Genomic DNA, 19,560 nt, shown 5'->3' on the forward strand with positions numbered 1-19,560 from the left:
CGTATGCGGACCCGCATGTACGGTGGTGTGAGAGGTCAGGGGCTTGCCGCCCCTATCTACTCGATTCAGATTATGCCCCCGACTTGAATTGCCCGGGCGTGACGCCGACGAATTTCTTGAATTGACGCATGAAGTGGGTATCGTGCTCGTAGCCGCATCTTCTGGCGATGGCGGATACGGACAGCGTGCTGTTCATTAACAGGTACTTGGCGTATTCCAGTCTGCCGTTGATCTTGTCCGCCACGACCGAACAGCCGAATAGCTCCTTGTAGACGTGTTGAAAATAGGACTTGCTCAAATTTACGCGCAACGCTAGATTCTCGACGGTCGAATGGTAATGAGGCGAATGATAGAATTCATCCCGAAGCTCGGACAATTGCCTATAGTATCGGCCTTGCCTGTCCGGAGGAAGGGGCATTTCGTGCAGATGGCTTAGCTTCATGAACAGGTTACGGATTTCCGCGTCGATGATTCGATTCCCGAGAGGGCCGCCGATTCGCAGGACGCGTTGCAGCTCCATAATGCTTCGGGTAATGAGGAGCGGATCGATGGCCGGGACAAGCGTATCCAGAGGAAAATGAATATCGGACAGAAACTCCGCGATGCCTTCTCCCTCCAAGTGGAACCAGTCGTTGATGAAAGGTAGCTCCGATTCCCGATAATATTGGGGCGTCGAAGGGCTAAACAAGATATACGTGTCTCCGTCAGCGATCGTCGACTTTCCGTTCAGAACGACTTCGGACTTGTTTTTGAAAAAGACGAAAGCATAATTTCCCGCGCCGTTGGGGCGATCGATCGTAATGCCCTCGGCGTGTACGTATCGATAGCCGCAGCTCACTAATCCGAACATCCCGGCACACTCCTTTATCCGACAAATAAAGCACGATAGGTCAGTAAATATCATCATAATGGATTGTTCGGCATTCCTCAATCTCTTAAAATTTAGAAGGGAAACAACACCAACCAAGCAAGCTAGGTGATCTATATTATCGAAGCTGGAATCCAGGATCGCGAAGGCTGCAAAGGTTGCTCGGCAAGCGTTCATGCGACGGCGGAACAGATCCAGCGACTGCTGTCCAAAGTGAAAGCCGAGCATAGTGTATCGGACGAGCAGTATGCGATGCGACTCGCGGCATGCCGGACATGCGAGAGTCTTGCTTACGCGTCCACGTGCATGCATTGCGGTTGCTTCGTGCAAGTAAGAGCCAAGTTCAAAGACAAAGGTTGTCCGCATCCGGACCAAGCAGTACGGCTACGCTGGACATCTCTATCCACACCCCTCGAGGAGGCATGAATGAAATGGTAAAAGCGGTCGTGCATGCGGATTGGACGGTAGGCACTATTAATCGCAACATTTACGGTCATTTCGCGGAGCATTTGGGCAGATGTATTTACGAAGGGCTATGGGTCGGAGAAGACTCCGATATTCCGAATTCGGACGGCCTCCGCAATGACGTGCTCGAAGCGTTGCGCAATCTGAGCATTCCGGTGCTTCGCTGGCCGGGCGGTTGCTTCGCGGACGAATACCACTGGAAGGACGGCATCGGTCCTCGGGAAACCCGTAAGCGCATGGTCAACACGCACTGGGGCGGCGTCGTGGAAAATAACCATTTCGGCACGCACGAGTTTTTTCGATTATGCGAGTTGATCGGCGCAGAGCCGTATATTTGCGGCAACGTCGGCAGCGGCACCGTTCAGGAAATGTCCGAATGGGTCGAATACATGACGTTCGAAGGCGATTCGCCGATGGCTAATTTGCGTAGAGCCAATGGGCGCGAGAAACCTTGGAAGCTGAAGTACTTCGGCGTCGGCAACGAGAATTGGGGCTGCGGAGGCAACATGCTGCCGGAGTTTTACGCCGATCTGTACAATCAATTCCAGACGTACGCGCGCAATTACGGGGAGAACCGACTTTATAAGATCGCGGGCGGAGCGAACACGGACGATTATCGGTGGACCGACGTTCTGATGAACAAGTCGGAGCGCCATATGCACGGCTTGAGCTTGCACTACTATACGGTTCCGGGAACGTGGCAGGACAAGGGCTCGGCGACTGAATTCGGCGAACGCGATTGGTTCGTCACGCTGCGGAAGGCCTCGCATATGGACGAACTGCTTACCCGGCACAGCACCGTAATGGATCGTTACGATCCGAGCAAGCGAGTCGGCATCATAGTCGACGAGTGGGGCACATGGTTCAACGTCGAGCCGGGCACGAATCCCGGATTCCTGTATCAGCAAAATACGATGCGCGACGCGCTCGTAGCGGCGGTTCATCTGCATATTTTCCACAAGCATTGCGAACGCGTGCAAATGGCGAATTTGGCTCAAATGGTCAACGTGCTGCAAGCCGTCGTGTTGACCGAAGGCGCGCAAATGCTGCTCACGCCTACGTATCACGTCATGGAAATGTACAAAGCGCATCAGGACGCGGAAGCGCTGGCCGTCCACGGCGAATTCGGGCAGTATGTAATCGAAGGTGAGAGCGGTTCCCTTGCGCAAGTGGGCGTAACGGCTTCGAAGAAGGACGGCATCGTTCACGTCAGCTTATACAACCTTCATCCGACCGAGGGAGCGGACGTCGATCTCGAGCTTCGCGGAACGGAAGGCGCGTATGCTTGCTCAGGTAAGCTGCTGTCGGCTGGCGCGATCCATGCGCACAATACGTTCGAGCAACCCGACACCGTGGCACCGCAGCCGTATAACGATGCGGCTCTACAGAACGGCAAGCTCAAGCTGAACTTGCCTGCGGCATCCGTCGTCGTTATTAGACTGGAGCCGAAGGCGTAATCGGAAGCGAATATGATAAAACAGGATGGAGCAGGATCTAAATCCGTTCCATCCTGTTTTTTTAAGTCCTATGCTGATTTTTTACAGATAATAAATACTCGACCAATTCTAACGGAACTCACAGCCTCTATTCCTATGTTTAACGCCTCCTTGCGTGTTTAACGGAACTGTAAGCCTCTATTCCGTTCAAATCACAGTCCCGAAGCTAGTAAATAGACCAATAGAGTCGCTCAGCTCCGTTAGAATATGAAAGTTGAGTTTTTCCATCCAATAAGAGCTGTCAGTTCCGTTAGAGACGGTTTGCTCACCTTCACGGGGGGGGGGATCGCTGAGTCATCTTCGATGAGATTTGGGATTCCGCCATTGTTTTTCCCGCTATCCGCTATCCGTTATCTACCGGCGTCTCCGTCGTTCCCATATCGTCGAACGGCGGTATCGACTTGCCTTGGGTCGCCTCCAGCAATCGGGTAACGATGCGCTCGCCCCATTGCTTCTCGTTTTGCGAGACGGCGGCCGTAATTTGCCCGTTGTCGATCGCTTGCTGAATTTCCGGCATCATGCCGAACGTAAGCGCGTACCGATCCAACCCGCTCGCTTTCCAGACGAGCACGGACGCCGATCCGGACATGACGTCGAGCGCGACGAAAGCGTCGAAGTGGGGATGCGCCTCGATCATCTGTTCGAGATTGGACAGCGCGGCGGCTTCTTTGCCTTCGTTGTAGCGCACTTCGAGCACTTGGATCTCGGTCTGGCGGTTCAAGTAATTCAGCAAGCCGTCCAAGCGCTCGCCCAAGCTGGTCATACCGGACATGCCGGTCTCCATGATGACCATGCCTTTGCCCTCCAGCAAACCGTCGAGCAGCTTGCCCATTCGCTCACCCGCTTGACGATTGTCGGAGCCGATATAGGCGAGGCGGCGGCTTTTGGGCGAATCCGACTCGAAGCAGATGACCGGGATGCCCGCTTGAATGGCTTTATCGATAACCGGAGCGAGGGCAAACTTGTCGACGGGATCGATGGCGATGCCGTCGACCTTCTGCTTGATCAACGTCTCCATCATCCGAATTTGCTGCTCCAAGTTCGCTTCGTCCGGCGCTTTGACGATGAGCTGCACGCCTTCCTTGGCGGCGGCTTCTTTGGCGTATTCGGTAATCATCTCGTAGAAAGGATGGGCCATCGGATAGATGATACCGAACGTAAGATGATCGGCAGCGACTGTAGTCGGGACGGGAGACCTCATGGCCGCAGTCTGGCCTGCCGTAACCGTAGTAACGACGTCCGTCTTAGCGTTCTTGCCCGAGTCATCCGTATCGGATCCAATGCCTCCGAGCGCGAATTTGCATCCTCCCGTCACGAGCAGTATGCCAATCAGTAGGACAAGGCCGCATATTTTAAGCCATTCCGCCTGCTTCATTCGTTGCTCCTTCCCAATCTGCGCTCGCCGCGTCCGTCCGCCCTTGCTTGCGGAAATCTTTGGTCGTCATGCCCGTTACTTTTTTGAACAGGTTGGAGAAGTAATGGGCATCGCTATAGCCGACTTGGTGCGCGATTTCGTAGGACTTGTCACTCGTCGTCTGCAGCAGCTCCATCGCCCGTCGTATACGCGCGTGGGTCAGAAATTCGATGAACGTCTGGCCGGTTTCCTGGCTGAACACTTTGCTAAGGTGACTGGCGCTTACGCATACGTGGTCGGCGACGTCTTGCAGCGATAACCGATCTTGACCGAAATTCCGGAGGATATACGTCTTCGCTTGCTCCAACATATCCGCATAGCGGTCGGCGGCGCCGTTGCGCCATTGCCAGAACTGCTCGGCGAGCTTCGCGAGGTAACGGGAGGCGTCCTCCCATGAGGCGATGTCCCCGATCATTTGTTGGAATCGTTGCAACGAAGCTTCCGCGCCATCGAGATTGCGGTACATGCTCTTCGCCGTCTGGAACACTTCGAGCGTCAAGTCGTTGAGCATATAGAACCCGTACAAGTCGCTGCGCCAATCGACTTTGCGCAGCCCTTCGGAGAGCGACTTCGCGACCGCGCCGATGTCGGCGGGGGAGCCGATCTTCAGAAATTCGACGTAACGTTGGCGGTCGAGATAGACGGAAGGATCCGGCGCGCCGTCTCCCGTGCGCAGCGACCATCGGTTTTGCGCGGACTGCAATAATCTTCTCCAATGCTTATCCTCGTCGGCTTCCAAGTAGGAGGAGTGGACATGCTGCAGCCGTTCGTGAATATTGCCTATTCCGAGGCTCAGACAGCAGCCCGCGGTTGCTTCGATATTCGTCTTTAGCTCATTCTGAACGTAATCCAGCGCCGCATCGAGCTTCTGCAACGAATCGTGCTTCAGAATCCACACTCTTTCGGTTCGGCTGCGTCTGAATTCCAACGTCTCCGCACCCAAGGACAGCTTCTGCCGCAGTCGTTCTTCGGCGTGCTCCACGATACCGTAATCGAGCGACGCGGACTGGCTAACGCTGCAACGGATGTCCGTGATGACGACCGCGTAGTAGCGGGCCATCAAATTGATCGACAGCGCGGACGCCGTGTCCAGTGCTTCCGCCGTCGTGATCATGCCGGTGCAAATGTCGGCGAGCAGCTTCTCCCGGGACTGCGACTGGCTTCCGGTCTCGCTCAGCCGCAACGATTCGAGCCGTTCCTTCTCGCTTCTTTCCTTATCGATCTGCAAGCTGACGCTGCGGAGAACGCCGACCAGATCGGTAGCGCTTATCGGCTTCAAGCAATATTCCTCGATCCCGATCCGCAGCGCCGAACGCGCGTACTCGAATTCGTCGTGGCCGCTCAAAATAATTATTTTCGTATCCGGCATTCTTTTGCGAACGATGGCGCTAAGCTCCAGGCCGTTCAGGAAAGGCATCTTAATGTCGGTGATGAGAATGTCCGGCATGAGAGATTCGATCATCGGCAGCGCAAGCTCCCCGTCGGAGGCGTCTCCGCAATAGACGAAGCCTTCGCGTTCCCAATCGACACAATCCCTGATATTTTCCCGAATGACGATTTCGTCGTCGACCAGCATTACTTTTTTCATCGCCTTGTCATCTCCTTTGCTTAGGAATTCGGAACGTCACCGTCGTGCCTTCCCGGTCTACGCTGTCTACTTCGATCTTATAAGACTCCCCGTAATAGAGACGGAGCCGCTGGGCGACGTTATGAAGCCCGAAGCCGCCCGATACTTCCGATCCCGTCGTCTCTTCGGGGATAAAGTGCCGGCTGAGCTGCTCGCGCAACTTTGCTAACCGCTCTTCGCTCATACCGATTCCGTTGTCGGAGACGACGATGCGAAGCTCCTGATTCGAAGCTTCCTCGCATGAGATGCGTATGAGCCCTTTGCCGCGTTTGTTTTTAATGCCATGATACAGCGCGTTCTCGACGATCGGCTGCAGCGTCATTTTCAAAATCCGGCAATCGTCCAGAAAATTCGGCGCTTCGATTTCGAAATCGAGAATGTCCCGATAACGCACGCGTTGGATAACGAGATAGCTGCGGGCATGCTCCAATTCTTCCTTGAGCGGGATCCAGTCGAGCCCTCTATTGAGACTGCTTCGGAAAAACCGGGAGAGCGCCTGCACGAGCAGGATCACCTGGTCGTTCTTGCCGGCTTCCGCCATCCAGACGATCGAATCGAGCGTATTGTAGAGGAAGTGGGGGTGGATTTGCGCCTGCAGCGTGCGGAGCTCCGCCTTCTGAATATGGTCTTGCTCTTTGACGTGCTGGTCTATCAAATCGTTGATTTTCTCTAGCATAGTGTTGAAGCTGATGCCTAGGTCGGCGATTTCGTCATGTCCCGTCGGCTTGACCTTAGCGTCGAAGTAACCGGAAGCGGCTTGGCGCATTTTGTTCTTAAGCAGTTGGACAGGGCGGGTAAGGCGGGCCGTGATGAAGAAGTTAAGCGCGATAGCGAAAATAATGCTAAGGGCGACGCTGATAATGATCAGCTGGCGAATCGAATTGGCCTCGACCATAATTTCCTGCAGCGGGACGACGCCTACGATCTTCCAACCGGTCATCGACGACGTCGTGAAGACGATGAACTTCGGCTTGCCGGACGTAGAATCTACGTAACTCGCTTGCGCTTTCGCTAGATTGGCGGACAGATCGAGATTATTTACCATTTTGAACGCATCGGGCTTGTTTGCCGGATAGAAGATCGGACGACCGGTTCGGTCCGTTACGTAGAAGAAACCGGTCTTACCTATGATCACGTTGTTCCGGTACTGCTCGAGCCCCGTATCCACGAGATCGATAACGATGTATCCGATAACCTCGTGCGTTATGCCGTTTTTGACGGCCGTCATAATAGAGATTACGTTCTGCCGCGGATAATCGAAGCCGTCCAACCGGTCGAGCGGAGACGAATCCGTAGGCGGGATATTCAAAATTTCGTCGGGACGGTTCATCAATTCTTGAAAATGTGGGTTGCGCATCGGATTGCGATCCATCTGGAAGACGCCCTTGCGTTCGCTGATTCCCCGGCCGTACAAATTGACCATCGTAATATTAAGAACGCTGTCGTACTTGTAGGTCTCCCGATAGAGACTGAAGGTGTTAAGAATCTCTTTGGCATCGTCGTACGTGTCGGTTTGGGAGAAGAGGAACCGGATGACTTGCGGATTTTTGCCTAGCTCCAGCAGCTTGCCCGCGTCCTCGAACAAGACGTCGATATTTCTCCCGAGCTGGCTGGCCGCTAGCATCGTCGACGCTTTGCTATGTCCGGACACCGTGTTGTACGACTTTTGATAGGAGAGCAGTCCTACGACGATCAAAGGAATCGAGGTTAGGGTTACGAACATGATCAGCATTTTGGCGCGCATGCTAGTCAATCGGATTAGCTTCATAGGCTGGCCATGCCCTTTCCGGTGTGTATGCGATTACAATTCCATTTCTACTATAGCAAATGGATGCCTATCGATCTATGCAAACGCTGACATTACCGGAAAAGTCCAATTTACGCACAAGAAAACAAACCAACGCCGAATCGGTCCGCCGAAAATGCCCAAAAGAACACATCGAATTCACGCGAAGCTCCGTATCTTGCGCTTTTGAAAGCGTTTTATAATGGCATCACGCCACCGGATAAGACGTTGGCGAACTACATGGGAGGTAAGGAAAGAGATGATGAAAACAGCTAAATTAGGGGTCTTGCTAGTCCTGTCGGCCATGGTGCTCGTATCCGCGGCATGCGGCAAAAACAACAATAATAACAATGCGGATGCCAGCAAAGAGCCGGCGGCATCGGTTGCGGCCAGCAGCGATGCGCCTGCGTCCGAAGCAGCCGGAGACAAAAAAATCGTGATGGGCTTCGCCCAAGTCGGAGCGGAGAGCGGCTGGCGCTCGGCGAATACGCAATCGATCCAAGATTCGGCGAAAGAAGCGGGCATCGACCTGAAATTCTCCGATGCGCAACAAAAACAAGAGAACCAAATCAAAGCGATTCGCTCTTACATTCAGCAAAAGGTCGACGTCATCGCGTTCTCCCCGGTCGTAGAATCGGGCTGGGATACGGTGCTTAAAGAAGCTAAAGACGCAGGCATCCCGGTTATCCTGACCGACCGCGCCGTAGATTCCAAAGACACTTCGCTGTACGTAACGTTCATGGGCTCCGACTTCGTCGAAGAAGGCCGCCGCGCAGGCGACTGGCTCGTCGATCAATACAAAGACGCGACGGAAGACGTTAACATCGTCGAGCTTCAAGGCACGACGGGCTCCGCTCCGGCGAACGACCGCAAAGCAGGCTTCGGCGAGAAGATCGCCGCTAACCCGCACCTGAAAATCATCGCTTCCCAAACCGGCGACTTCACCCGCGCCAAAGGCAAAGAAGTTATGCAAGCGTTCTTGAAAGCGAACAAAGATATCGACGTTCTTTACGCCCACAACGACGATATGGCGCTCGGCGCGATTCAAGCGATCGAAGCTGCAGGCCTGAAACCGGGCGTAGACATCAAAATCATCTCCATCGACGGCGTTAAAGACGGCATGACAGCCGCAGCCGACGGAAAAATCAACTACATCGTCGAGTGCAACCCGTTGCTCGGACCGCTGCTGATGCAATCCGCCAAAGACTTGCTCGCGGGCAAAGACCTGCCTAAGCGCATCGTGACCGAAGACGGCACGTTCACTTCGGAGCAAGCGAAGGAAGCGCTCCCGAACCGCAAATATTAATTAGCCGAACGCGATAACGAAGAGATAAGCCGCTCCGCTGCCGGGTATCCGTCCCGGAGCGGCTTTCTCTCTTAAGGGAGAGGGTGTCAAACATGAACGACGGACAACAACGGGCGCCGTATTTGCGAATGAGCGGCATTTATAAGCATTTTCCCGGCGTTAAGGCGCTGAACGGAGTAGATTTCCGTCTCTTTCCGGGCGAAGTCCATGCGTTGATGGGGGAGAACGGGGCCGGCAAGTCGACGTTGATCAAAGTGCTTACGGGCGTCTATTCAATCGATCGGGGCGACGTGGAGCTAGGGGGACGCGCGGTTACGATTCAAAGTCCGGAGCAAGCGCAGGGAGCGGGAATAAGCACGGTTTACCAAGAGGTCAATTTGTGTCCGAACTTAACGGTCGCGGAAAATATTTTCATCGGAAGAGAGCCGCGCCGCTTCGGACACATTTTATGGAAAGAAATGAACCGCAAGGCGGAGCAGTTGCTCCACGACAGGCTGCTGCTGCAGATCGATGTCACGCAGCCGCTGTACATGTATTCGGTCGCGATTCAACAATTGGTTGCGATCGCCAGAGCTCTGAACATCTCGGCGAAGGTGCTCATATTGGACGAACCGACGTCGAGCCTCGACCGCAACGAAGTACAGCAGTTGTTCAAGATCATGCGCAAGCTCAAGGAAGACGGCTTGGCGATTTTGTTCGTCACCCACTTCCTGGACCAGGTGTACGAAATTTCGGATCGAATAACCATTCTCCGTAACGGGGAATTTGTCGGGGAGTATGAGGCGACGCAGCTACCCCGCATAGAATTGGTGTCTAAGATGATCGGCAAGGAGCTGGAGTTGCTTAGCGAGTTGCCGAAAGCCGGCAGCGTAGAGCGCTCGGGACCGCAAGAGCCGCTGCTCGAAGCGATCGGACTCGGGCGCAAGGGAGCGATCGAGCCGTTCGATCTGCTTCTCGGCAAAGGAGAGGTCGTCAGCTTGGCAGGCCTGCTCGGCTCCGGCCGAACGGAGATGGCGCGCTTGTTCTTCGGCGTGGATCGACCGGACCAAGGGCGGTTGCAGCTGAACGGTACCGCGGACGGGATTCATTCGCCTAGGCAGGCAATCGACGAGGGCATCGCCTTCTGTCCGGAAAACCGGAAGACGGAAGGCATCATCGACGATTTGACCGTTCGCGAGAATATCGTGCTGGCGATGCAAGCAACGCGCGGCTGGCTGCGAAGAATGCCGCGCAAGAAGCAAGACGAGCTCGCGGAGCAGTACATTCGGATGCTGAACATTAATCCGCCGAATCCGGAGCATCTGGTCAAAAACTTGAGCGGAGGCAATCAGCAGAAGGTTATCCTGGCCCGTTGGCTCATAACCCAGCCGAAGCTGCTCATACTTGACGAGCCTACGCGGGGCATCGACGTCGGAGCGAAGGCCGAAATCCAGAAGCTCGTGCTGTCTTTGGCGCAGCAAGGGATGTCGGTGCTGTTCGTCTCCTCGGAGCTCGAGGAAGTCGTTCGCGTCAGCGACCGGATCGTCGTGCTGCGCGACCGCAAAAAAGTAAAGGAAATGCAAGACGACATCGGCCAGCAGCAAGTGATGCAGGCAATCGCGGGAGGGTGACTTAAGTGCGTATACATCGGCATCATTTGTTCTGGCCGCTAGCGACGCTGGCCGCGTTGCTGCTGTTCAATTTGTTCTATTCGCCGGAAGACTTCTATACGATTCAAGTCCGCGGAGGCCATCTCTACGGCACGCTGATCGATATTCTGAATTTCGGCTCGCCGCTTATTCTGGTGGCGATCGGCATGACGCTCGTCATCGCGACGGGCGGCATCGATCTATCGGTAGGCTCCGTGGTCGCGATCTCGGGCGCGATGGCTTGCCTAACGATCAGCAAAGGCGCTGATCAGAGCGCGCTCGGACTTGTCATGACCGCAATCGGTCTTGCGCTTGGAATCGCGCTAGTGCTGGGGCTTTGGAACGGCTTGCTCGTCTCGGTTATCGGCATTCAGCCGATTATCGCGACGCTTATTCTGATGGTTGCCGGAAGAGGGATCGCCCAGTTGATTACTTCGGGTCAAATCATCACCGTTACGAGCGATTCCTACGGGTACATCGGCTCGGGCTCGCTGCTCGGTCTTCCGTTCTCGATCTTCATCGTCGCCGCCGTATTCGTCATAGCCGGGCTTTTGACGCGCAGTACGGCGCTGGGATTGTTCATCGAATCCGTCGGACGCAATCCGAACGCAAGCCGTCTGGCGGGCATTCGCTCGCGGTACGTTCTGATCGCGGTGTACTTGTTCTGCGGGCTGTGCGCGGCGATCGCCGGACTTATTCTTAGCTCCAACGTATCGAGCGCCGACGGCAACAATGCCGGCCTTTGGTACGAGCTCGACGCGATCTTGGCCGTCGTAATCGGCGGAACGTCGTTAACGGGCGGCAGATTTTATTTGATGGGCACTGTGATCGGCGCGCTTATTATCCAGACGCTGACGACGACGATTTACATGATCGGCGTGCCTCCGGAAATTACGCTCGTCGTCAAAGCTTTCGTCGTGCTCGTCGTCTGCCTCATCCAGTCGGAGACGTTCCGCAAGACGCTCGTTCAACGCTGGAAAACGCGCCGGTATCCGGCCGAGCGGGAGGTCGTCAAGCATGTTTAAGCAAAAGTATTTGTCCATCGCGGTGACGGTGTTCTTGTTCGCGGTCATGTTCCTCGCGGGAGCGTTCCGATATACCGGATTTTTCTCGCTGCAGGTCATATTCAATCTTCTTATCGATAACGCGTTTCTACTGATCGTTGCGGTAGGCATGACACTTGTCATCGTGACGGGCGGCATCGATCTCTCCGTCGGCTCGGTCATCGCGCTCACGACGATGGTGTCGGCCAGCCTCGTACAGGATCACGGCTGGTCCCCGGCGATCGTCATTCCGCTCGTGCTGGTCATGGGTTCCCTGTTCGGCTGGGGAATGGGCGCGGTTATCCATTACTTCAAAATCCAACCGTTCATCGTTACGCTCGCAGGCATGTTCTTGGCCCGCGGACTCTGTTACGTGATCAGTATCAATACGATTACGATCGAGGATCCGTTCTACGCGAAAATGGCGCAGACGAAAATTCATTTGCCGGGCGGAAGCTTCATCTCGATCAGCGTGCTAATCGCACTGATCGTCGTTTCTGCCGGCTTGTACATCGCGCATTACACGCGGTTTGGTCGCAATATTTACGCGCTCGGAGGAAGCGAGCAGTCGGCTTTGCTCATGGGCTTGCCGGTCGCGCGCACGAAAATCGCCGTGTATACGCTCAGCGGATTCTGCTCCGCGCTCGCCGGCGTCGTGTTCACCTTCTACATGCTGTCCGGCTACGGGCTGCACGCGATGGGGCTAGAGCTCGATGCGATCGCCTCCGTCGTTATCGGCGGAACGCTGCTAACCGGCGGCGTCGGTTATATTTTCGGCACGTTCTTCGGCGTACTGATCCAAGGGGTCATCCAGACGATCATCAGCTTCGAAGGAACGCTTAGCTCGTGGTGGACGAAGATCGTTATCGGGCTGTTGTTGTTCCTGTTCATTCTGTTCCAACGCGTGCTGAGCGCGCGGCAAGCTACCCAGAAGCTGTAACACGTCCCCCGGCGGAGCCTGCAAGCTGCCCGGATTACGAGGAGGCCCTACGTCTGCTTCGTCTTCTTGTCCGTGAGGACAGATTGTCCTTACAGACGCAACGTTTTCATTTATAATGATAACGGAGTCTTAAGGAATGACACGAACGATTAACATCCAGAGGGTGGAATGATCCGTGCGAAATCGGAAAAGTTGGAACGGCAGCGTTCTCGGGGCGATCGTCATTGCGCTCATGCTCCTTCTGTCGGGGTGCGACGATGACGCTAATTCAACCGTGTCCAGCACGGCGTCTGCGACGTCCGTCATCCCGGACGGGATATCCGATCGCGACACCGACGTCGATCCACTGCCCTCTTCGCCGATCGTGCTCGGCTTTTCGCAGCTAGGCTCGGAGAGCGACTGGCGAGTCGCGAATACCGAATCTATTAAAGGCGCGGCCCAAGAAGCGGGCGTCGAATTGAAGTTCGAGAACGCGGAGTCGTCCCAACAAAAGCAATTCGAAGCGGTCCGGTCGTTCATCCAGCAGAAGGTGGACGTCATCGCCATCGCCCCGGTCATCCAATCTGGCTGGGAGCCGATACTCAAAGAGGCCAAGGCCGCGGGCATTCCTGTCATCATTTCCGACCGTTCCATCGACGTGCAAGATTCTTCGCTGTACGTAACCTTCATCGGAGCCGACTTCTATGAAGAGGGCCGTAAAGCGGGCAAATATTTTTTGGACAAAACGAGAGATATGGCTGGACCGATCGGAATCGCGGAGTTAAAAGGAACGGAAGGCTCGTCGCCTTCGATCGAACGGGGCAAAGGGTTCCGCGATACGATCGAAGGACATTCCGATTTTGTCTTCCTGGAGAGCGACTTCGCGGACTTCACCTTCGAGAAGGGCAAAGAAACAATGCGCCGGTTTTTGAAGGAACGAGGGAAAGAGATCAAGGTGCTGTTCGCTCACAACGACGACATGGCGCTCGGCGCGATCGAAGCGATCGAGGAGTACGGTCTGAAGCCGGGGAAAGATATCGTCATTATTTCCGTGGACGGGACGCGCAAAGCATTGGAAATGTTAGCGCTAGGCAAGATCAACCTCGTGGTCGAATGCAATCCGTTGCTCGGGCCGAACTTGATCCAGGCGGCTACCGAGATTATCCAAGGACGGACGCTGCCCAAGCGGATCGTGCCGGCGGAGAGCGTGTTTACCGAGCAGATGGCGGAGCGCGAAGTGCATAATCGGAAATATTGAGGCGTGAAAAGAAATCAAGTTATAAAGTAGAGAACTGTCGCGAGGGTTGCGGCAGTTTTTTATGCATTTCACGGGACATTTTCTCTCCGAATTGCGCGTTCCGCTTAGTGAATTAACAGACCTATTTTCATTTGTTCTATTTAGAAAATGCTTCCTTTCAATTACAATGGAACCATCTGTCATATAGGAGTTGTCAGCATGTTAGTGTTATTGATTGTCTTTGGAGGTATTATACTAATCTCAGTGTTTTCCGGCATATTTGGGTCGCAAACGGGGTCAGTTAAAGCATCTCCGGAACAAAGGGATGCTTGGCGGCTGGAAGCCATGAGAAGGGATCAAGAAAGTAAAGATGCTGAAGAAAGGCGTAAATGGATGCGAGATCACAGCTCTGGTGAAATCGGCGAAAGAATAGTTGCAGAGCATTTCTCCTCTTTTGATCCCAAGATGCAAATTCTCTATCCGTTTACGTGCCGGTCAACAGGGATGCCTATACAGAGGTCGATCTTATCGGAGTCCATACAAGCGGTATCTATGTAGTTGAATCAAAAAACTATCGCGGTGTTATCGTTGGAAATGACGATTCTTCGGTACTGCGATAGATGGAGTTCCCTGCTATTCTGTTATTGCATTTGGTGATCAGTGTAATATTGACTTAGTAAAATGGAGTTCGCCTGATGTCTTTATTACTAAGCATCAATTGCTGCAGGAAACGTTGGAGAAAATCGTAACACAATCGGAGATATCACTAAGTGATTCCCGTTGCTCAGAATTTATTGATAAACTCATGCCTTTTACGGATGTATCTGATGAAGTAAAAGCTAAGCATTTGGCATATGTGCAAATGAAGAAGAACTCAACTAACGCTTCAGCCTAACCCAAAGCCGCCCAATTAGGGCGGTTTTTTGCTTGATCAAAATACCGAAATACGTTCCATGTAAACAAGAAAATTAGACGCTCACTTCAAAGAGGTTTGCTAAGTAATTAATTGAATAATAACATAGCCTCACAAGAACCAATTATTAGGAAAGGAAGAGGCTTATGATAACCATATATGATTGGTTTGGCTATAAACAGCCGAATAAAGAACTTTATCAGTTAATAAAAGAAGCCGGATTTGATGGCGTTTTATTATGGTGGAGCGATGACTTTGGTCGGGACTGCTTTGGGCGGAACGATTACCGTAACGGCCCGCAAATTGCGAGAGAAGCGGGTCTGTTTATAGAAAATATCCACGCGCCTGTCATACACGAAAACAACCTCTGGCATGATAATCTGGACGGTGAAGCCGCTACTGAGTGTTATTTGCAATGTGTTGCAGATTGCGCGGAATTCGAGATTCCGACAATGGTGGTGCACATGCCCCACGAAGACATTCCATATAATGCATTGGGCCTGGATAGAATTAAGAGAATCACTGAAGAAGCTGAACAGCTTGGCGTCAATGTTGCATTGGAGAATGTAAAGAACCTTTCCAATTTGGCATATGTATTGGAGCAAGTGGATTCCCAGCGTATCGGATTCTGTTACGACTGCGGACATCACTACCGCTTCTATCCGGGCGATGATCTATTATCCAAGTACGGTTCCCGGTTGATGGCACTACATTTACATGATAATAACGGAAGTTATGCCCAACACGGGTTACCCTTTGACGGGACGACTGATTGGTCTACAACAATGAAAAAAATTGCGGAGACGGGTTATTCAGGAGCGACCGCAATAGAGGCCATGAATTGGGATTATGAGAATCTATCGGCTAAAGAGTTTTTACATAATGCGTTTGAACGTGCAAAGAGGCTGGAGGCATTACGCTAACGGGACACGATAGTAAAACAGCGGTTGCTTCGGCAACTGTTTTTGTTTTCTCCGCTAACGGGCAGAATAGTACCAACTCGTGCTATCATATTTGTAAAACTTAGAACAAGGGTTTTGATAAAAAGGAGCCCAGAGGAGTTCGAGATAATGAATACGGAACTGACACGCAAACTTAATATTGAATACCCTATTCTTCAAGCACCAATGGCAGGTGGTCCGACGACGCCAGATTTAGTTGCAGCAGTATCAAACGCTGGAGGGTTAGGAAGCCTCGGTGCAGGTTATTTATCGGCTGAGCAAATCAGAAATGCGATCAGGGAGATAAAGCAAAGAACAGATCGTCCCTTTGGTGTAAACTTGTTCGTACCCGAGCAACCGAGCACACCCGAAGACACCATTGCTAATATGAATGATTATCTTAATAAATATCGCATGGAGGTTGGCATTGCTCCAAGTACATCGATTCCGAAGTTTGTGGAGTCGTTCGAAGAACAAGTACAAGCTGTGCTTGAAGGATATGTCTCCGTTTTTAGTTTCACCTTTGGCATACCGTCGCACGACGTCATTCAATCCATGAAACAACAAGGGATGTTTGTCGTTGGCACAGCAACGACAGTCGATGAAGCTATCGCTTTAGAAGCCGCAGGAGTAGACGCAGTTGTAGCCCAAGGAAGTGAGGCAGGAGGACATCGCGGTTCTTTCTTACCGAGCACCGCAGACGCACTGATTGGTACTATGGCACTTGTTCCTCAGGTCGTGGATCATGTGTCAGTTCCTGTTATTGCATCGGGTGGCATCATGGACGGGCGTGGGCTTGTTGCAAGCCTTGCATTAGGGGCTTCCGCAGTACAAATGGGCACCGCTTTTTTAGCAAGCATTGAAAGTGGGGCGCATGCAGTCCATAAGCAGAAGATACTTTCATCAAAAGAAGATTCAACTGAGGTTACAAATTTCTATTCGGGCAAAGCTGCACGTGGCATTCTCACTGACTTTATGAAGAATATGCATTTCTATGAGGGGACTATCCCCGCCTACCCGATTCAAAATGCTTTGACGAGAGATATTCGCCAGGCGGCCTCTAAAGTGGGTAACCCAGAGTATATGTCACTCTGGGCGGGCCAAGGTCTTAGGTTATCCCAAGATCAATCAGCTTCGGAAATCGTTAAACAGACCCTTGATCAGGCTTACCTTCTTATCAAAAGCATGGGTAATCTTAGGGAATGAGTCTGGTGTCGTCATTAAACTCCTAACGGGGAACGATAGTTGAGGAGTTGCTAGTACGTAGAAGCGTAGGTGATTATACGGTATGTGTGCGCGGCGATGGAACAGATCCATTGCTTGTTTTTATTTTGGTGTTCTTTGCCTTCGTCGTAGCTCCCCTTTAATGTTTATTTACGCTAACAATGGAAAACGCTTAAGGTAAAAATATTATCGTACTCTGGAGGTCATCACTACTTTGAAATTCGAACTTGGACGTTGCTTACTGCATGAACGATTACTGGAATCAGGAATATCAGCGGAATCGTTGGCGAAAGAGCTGCTTTTTAAACCTGAACGAATTTATGACTTTATTGAAAATAAAAGAGTGATGCCGCTTAAAGTCGCAATATCGATAGCTGATTCCCTTAGTTGCGACGTGCATACCTTGTACGAATTAATATCAAACAAGTAGTTCTATTTGAATGCTGAAGTAACGTGCCAGAAAAACGAAGCCTTTGTCGGTGGGAAAAAGGAGTTGCTACGCGGCATCTCTTTTTGTTTGTTGAAGTAACAGGTAGGGGGGGTTGCCAGTCCAACCTAATGTTTCTAATGATTTACAAAAGTGACAACGTAGAATAATATGTAATTATACGGACATTTGGAGGTGATAGAGATAGCTGAATTCCTTACCGTTGACCAGTTCGCACAAATGCTTGACCTGCATCCAAGAACAGTTAGACGCTACATTCACGATAAACAACTTAAGGCTTCGAAAGTTGGTGCTGAATGGAGAATCCGAAAGGAGGATGCAGAAATGTTTATTGGTGGACGATTTGAAAACCTTAAAAGAAAAGCAACTAATGATATTGAGACATTTTTACGTGGCATTGATAGTGAAATTGATGGTAAGCTCCAAGTTTGCACTATCCTTGATTGCTATGTAGGGACACCAGAAGCTATCAAAATCTCCGAAATCGTAATGTGGCATATGAATGAGACTAATCCCCATCGTGGAAAGGCCAAGTTTCAATATTTCTACGATGATGAAGCAAAGAAAGGGCGCTATATTATCTGGGGAAATCCATATTTTATTGGAAAAGTCTTAACCGCAGTAAGCGAAGTTACCGCTTAAACAGTTCGTTACGCTATACCAGCTAATAGCTTGTTAACATTACCAGTAAAGTTAACTGAGCTCATATGATATATTGAAAAATAAGCACGTCAAATAACCCTTCAATTATCTCGTCTTGGAAGGTTATACCATTGGTGATTTGTTATGCATCACGAAAGGTCTTTTTGCTCTTCATAATGGCATGTAACCAATGAACAAGCTTATTAGCACATGCGACCAGAGCGATTTTATGTGGCTTTCCTTCAGCTCTTTTACGTTCATAGAACTCTTTCAGTCGGGTATTACGCGAACGAATCAGGCCGCACTGGACAGCCATAACTAGCGCATAACGAAGTTGTCGCGAACCACGTTTGGTGATTCGATTTCGAGTTGCTGTGAATTTGCCTGAAGCAAAGACGTTCGGGTCAATACCAGCAAAAGCGACTAGCTTTTTTGGATGATCAAATCGGTCGACTTCCCCGACTTCGGATAAAATTGTTGCAGCAATTTTATGGCCGATACCGGGAATCGACTGGATTAATGCTCCTGGTATTGAAGAATAATCGAGATTAAGATCCTCAGATTAATTAAGTGGCTTGCATACAAGGTTTGTTGAAACGGATTTTGTTTTGCGGCATCTAACAGCCGCTGAGTGCGCTCGTTAATCCAGTTCTCTGAACGCCCTCGTTTTGATGTGAGAAGAGTCTCGATCTTAGTTTTAATCGTCTCTTCATCGGTTTGTAACACCGAATATGACGTTGGAAATTCATATAATAATCGAAGTGAAACACTTGAATACATAGCCCCAAATACGCCCTTGTAGGCAGGGAATACTTGATCCAAAACAGCTTGGAATTGTAATTTAGTTTGCACGCACATTTTCGAGAAGGATTCAAATTGCCGTGTCAGATAGCGCAAATCAAGTAGCTGCACGCCTCTTTTTCTAAACGGTTCGAACTCTTCCTTGTAGTGAAGCTCACCTAGAAGATAAGCATCGGCAGCATCCGTTTTTACCTTACGCAGATTTGATTTTCTTAGTCGATTTGAAATGAGCGGATTAATCACGATGTAAACACAGTGATGCTCCTCTAAGAATTGAACGACAGGACTTTGATAATGTCCGGTCGCTTCAAGAATAAGCGTTGGACGTTGACCAGAAGCGTGCTCAACGTCTTGAATCACATGAAGCAATTGCAAAAGCCCGTCTCGTGTATGGGTGAATTGGAATGTCCCTCTGAAAGGTTTCCCCCGATCTAAAAAGGTCTGTCCATGGCTTTCTCCTTTTGAAATATCAAGCCCGATTACAGGATTCATCCGATCTCTCCTTGAAGTGATTTACCGGTAACCCCTATGACTTTGCTTGTCGCTCCATAGCATCGCAGGTGATACGGGATCTTTGTCCCAACCAGCCTCAATCATGGTCATGACAAGTAGTGGTGAACATTATAGCTCTCGGGATCAAGTCCCACGGGCAGGTACGTTCGACCCGGCTACCTTAAATCCTCCAACCAAAACAAAAAAGGATCAACCAGTAAGAACTGGTTGACCTTATAATACGAACGGGCAGCATTCCTATAATGAAGAAATATCGAGTTTGAAAAACAAAAAGACTCCTTGGTAAGAT

General features: G+C 51.4%; 16 protein-coding genes and 1 pseudogene. 12 read left to right on the forward strand and 5 right to left on the reverse strand.

What is annotated here, in order from left to right; translation table 11 throughout:
• Positions 1–70: 70 nt before the first annotated feature.
• Entirely contained in the window at positions 71–850 is a 780-nt protein-coding gene (locus ACFPQ4_RS10085; protein WP_378111713.1) for a helix-turn-helix domain-containing protein, read from the reverse strand.
• 126 nt (positions 851–976) lie between these two features.
• On the opposite strand from ACFPQ4_RS10085, the gene ACFPQ4_RS10090 reads away from it, so the two are divergent.
• Both ACFPQ4_RS10090 and ACFPQ4_RS10095 read left to right on the forward strand, forming a co-directional pair.
• A complete protein-coding gene (locus ACFPQ4_RS10090) occupies positions 977–1,294 on the forward strand; it encodes a DUF6171 family protein (RefSeq protein ID WP_378111714.1) in 318 nt (105 codons plus the stop codon).
• Between the two features lie 5 nt (positions 1,295–1,299).
• Positions 1,300–2,790, forward strand: coding sequence for an alpha-N-arabinofuranosidase (locus tag ACFPQ4_RS10095; RefSeq protein WP_378111715.1), 1,491 nt, complete (start codon positions 1,300–1,302; stop codon positions 2,788–2,790).
• 382 nt (positions 2,791–3,172) lie between these two features.
• Here the strand turns inward: ACFPQ4_RS10095 and ACFPQ4_RS10100 are convergent, their stop codons facing one another.
• The 3 genes from ACFPQ4_RS10100 to ACFPQ4_RS10110 are packed head-to-tail and all read right to left on the reverse strand — an operon-like array spanning position 3,173 to position 7,638.
• Positions 3,173–4,204 (reverse strand): substrate-binding domain-containing protein, encoded by a 1,032-nt coding sequence (locus ACFPQ4_RS10100; protein WP_378111716.1) that lies wholly within the window; start codon positions 4,202–4,204, stop codon positions 3,173–3,175.
• Positions 4,182–5,831 carry a response regulator gene (locus ACFPQ4_RS10105; protein WP_378111717.1) on the reverse strand — a complete coding sequence of 550 codons (1,650 nt, stop codon included), beginning with the start codon at positions 5,829–5,831 and terminating at the stop codon, positions 4,182–4,184. Before ACFPQ4_RS10105 ends, ACFPQ4_RS10100 begins: the two co-directional genes overlap by 23 nt.
• A gap of 7 nt (positions 5,832–5,838) precedes the next feature.
• A complete protein-coding gene (locus ACFPQ4_RS10110; protein ID WP_378111718.1) occupies positions 5,839–7,638 on the reverse strand; it encodes a sensor histidine kinase in 1,800 nt (599 codons plus the stop codon).
• 277 nt (positions 7,639–7,915) lie between these two features.
• On the opposite strand from ACFPQ4_RS10110, the gene ACFPQ4_RS10115 reads away from it, so the two are divergent.
• The 10 genes from ACFPQ4_RS10115 to ACFPQ4_RS10160 all read left to right on the forward strand — a co-directional run bounded on the left by ACFPQ4_RS10115 (position 7,916) and on the right by ACFPQ4_RS10160 (position 17,957).
• The gene (locus tag ACFPQ4_RS10115) at positions 7,916–8,962 is read left to right on the forward strand and encodes an ABC transporter substrate-binding protein (protein WP_378111719.1); all 1,047 of its coding nucleotides are present in this window, start codon (positions 7,916–7,918) and stop codon (positions 8,960–8,962) included.
• A 92-nt stretch (positions 8,963–9,054) separates the two neighbouring features.
• Positions 9,055–10,572: a sugar ABC transporter ATP-binding protein gene (locus ACFPQ4_RS10120; protein WP_378111721.1), complete on the forward strand. Its 1,518-nt coding sequence runs from the start codon at positions 9,055–9,057 to the stop codon at positions 10,570–10,572.
• Positions 10,573–10,577: 5 nt separating this feature from the next.
• On the forward strand, positions 10,578–11,615 hold the full coding sequence (locus tag ACFPQ4_RS10125) for an ABC transporter permease (protein ID WP_378111722.1): 1,038 nt from the start codon (positions 10,578–10,580) through the stop codon (positions 11,613–11,615).
• A complete protein-coding gene (gene yjfF, locus ACFPQ4_RS10130; RefSeq protein ID WP_378111723.1) occupies positions 11,608–12,573 on the forward strand; it encodes a galactofuranose ABC transporter, permease protein YjfF in 966 nt (321 codons plus the stop codon). The genes ACFPQ4_RS10125 and yjfF overlap by 8 nt, the downstream gene beginning before the upstream one ends.
• 175 nt (positions 12,574–12,748) lie before the next feature.
• Positions 12,749–13,810, forward strand: a complete 1,062-nt coding sequence (locus ACFPQ4_RS10135; protein WP_378111724.1) for an ABC transporter substrate-binding protein — start codon at positions 12,749–12,751, stop codon at positions 13,808–13,810.
• Positions 13,811–14,008: 198 nt separating this feature from the next.
• Complete coding sequence (locus ACFPQ4_RS10140; RefSeq protein ID WP_378111729.1) at positions 14,009–14,347, forward strand: hypothetical protein; 339 nt, start codon at positions 14,009–14,011, stop codon at positions 14,345–14,347.
• Positions 14,317–14,409 (forward strand): nuclease-related domain-containing protein, encoded by a 93-nt coding sequence (locus ACFPQ4_RS10145; RefSeq protein WP_378111727.1) that lies wholly within the window; start codon positions 14,317–14,319, stop codon positions 14,407–14,409. Before ACFPQ4_RS10140 ends, ACFPQ4_RS10145 begins: the two co-directional genes overlap by 31 nt.
• 439 nt (positions 14,410–14,848) lie before the next feature.
• Positions 14,849–15,625, forward strand: coding sequence for a sugar phosphate isomerase/epimerase family protein (locus tag ACFPQ4_RS10150; protein ID WP_378111725.1), 777 nt, complete (start codon positions 14,849–14,851; stop codon positions 15,623–15,625).
• Positions 15,626–15,769: 144 nt separating this feature from the next.
• On the forward strand, positions 15,770–16,849 hold the full coding sequence (locus ACFPQ4_RS10155; protein ID WP_378111728.1) for an NAD(P)H-dependent flavin oxidoreductase: 1,080 nt from the start codon (positions 15,770–15,772) through the stop codon (positions 16,847–16,849).
• Between the two features lie 640 nt (positions 16,850–17,489).
• On the forward strand, positions 17,490–17,957 hold the full coding sequence (locus ACFPQ4_RS10160; protein ID WP_378111726.1) for a helix-turn-helix domain-containing protein: 468 nt from the start codon (positions 17,490–17,492) through the stop codon (positions 17,955–17,957).
• Positions 17,958–18,099: 142 nt separating this feature from the next.
• Here the strand turns inward: ACFPQ4_RS10160 and ACFPQ4_RS10165 are convergent.
• Positions 18,100–19,250 (reverse strand): annotated as a pseudogene (locus ACFPQ4_RS10165) (IS110 family RNA-guided transposase).
• Positions 19,251–19,560 lie beyond the last annotated feature (310 nt).

The sequence above is a fragment of the Cohnella yongneupensis genome (genome assembly GCF_042655785.1).
In the GTDB taxonomy this organism is placed as follows: Bacteria; Bacillota; Bacilli; order Paenibacillales; family Paenibacillaceae; genus Cohnella; species Cohnella yongneupensis.

Coding starts and splice junctions, on each gene's coding strand:
- ACFPQ4_RS10085 (WP_378111713.1), bottom strand. CDS start 850: ATGTTCGGATTAGTGAGCTGCGGCTATCGATACGTACACGCCGAGGGC.
- ACFPQ4_RS10095 (WP_378111715.1), top strand. CDS start 1,300: ATGGTAAAAGCGGTCGTGCATGCGGATTGGACGGTAGGCACTATTAAT.
- ACFPQ4_RS10100 (WP_378111716.1), bottom strand. CDS start 4,204: ATGAAGCAGGCGGAATGGCTTAAAATATGCGGCCTTGTCCTACTGATT.
- ACFPQ4_RS10105 (WP_378111717.1), bottom strand. CDS start 5,831: ATGAAAAAAGTAATGCTGGTCGACGACGAAATCGTCATTCGGGAAAAT.
- ACFPQ4_RS10110 (WP_378111718.1), bottom strand. CDS start 7,638: ATGAAGCTAATCCGATTGACTAGCATGCGCGCCAAAATGCTGATCATG.
- ACFPQ4_RS10115 (WP_378111719.1), top strand. CDS start 7,916: ATGATGAAAACAGCTAAATTAGGGGTCTTGCTAGTCCTGTCGGCCATG.
- ACFPQ4_RS10120 (WP_378111721.1), top strand. CDS start 9,055: ATGAACGACGGACAACAACGGGCGCCGTATTTGCGAATGAGCGGCATT.
- yjfF (WP_378111723.1), top strand. CDS start 11,608: ATGTTTAAGCAAAAGTATTTGTCCATCGCGGTGACGGTGTTCTTGTTC.
- ACFPQ4_RS10140 (WP_378111729.1), top strand. CDS start 14,009: ATGTTAGTGTTATTGATTGTCTTTGGAGGTATTATACTAATCTCAGTG.
- ACFPQ4_RS10150 (WP_378111725.1), top strand. CDS start 14,849: ATGATAACCATATATGATTGGTTTGGCTATAAACAGCCGAATAAAGAA.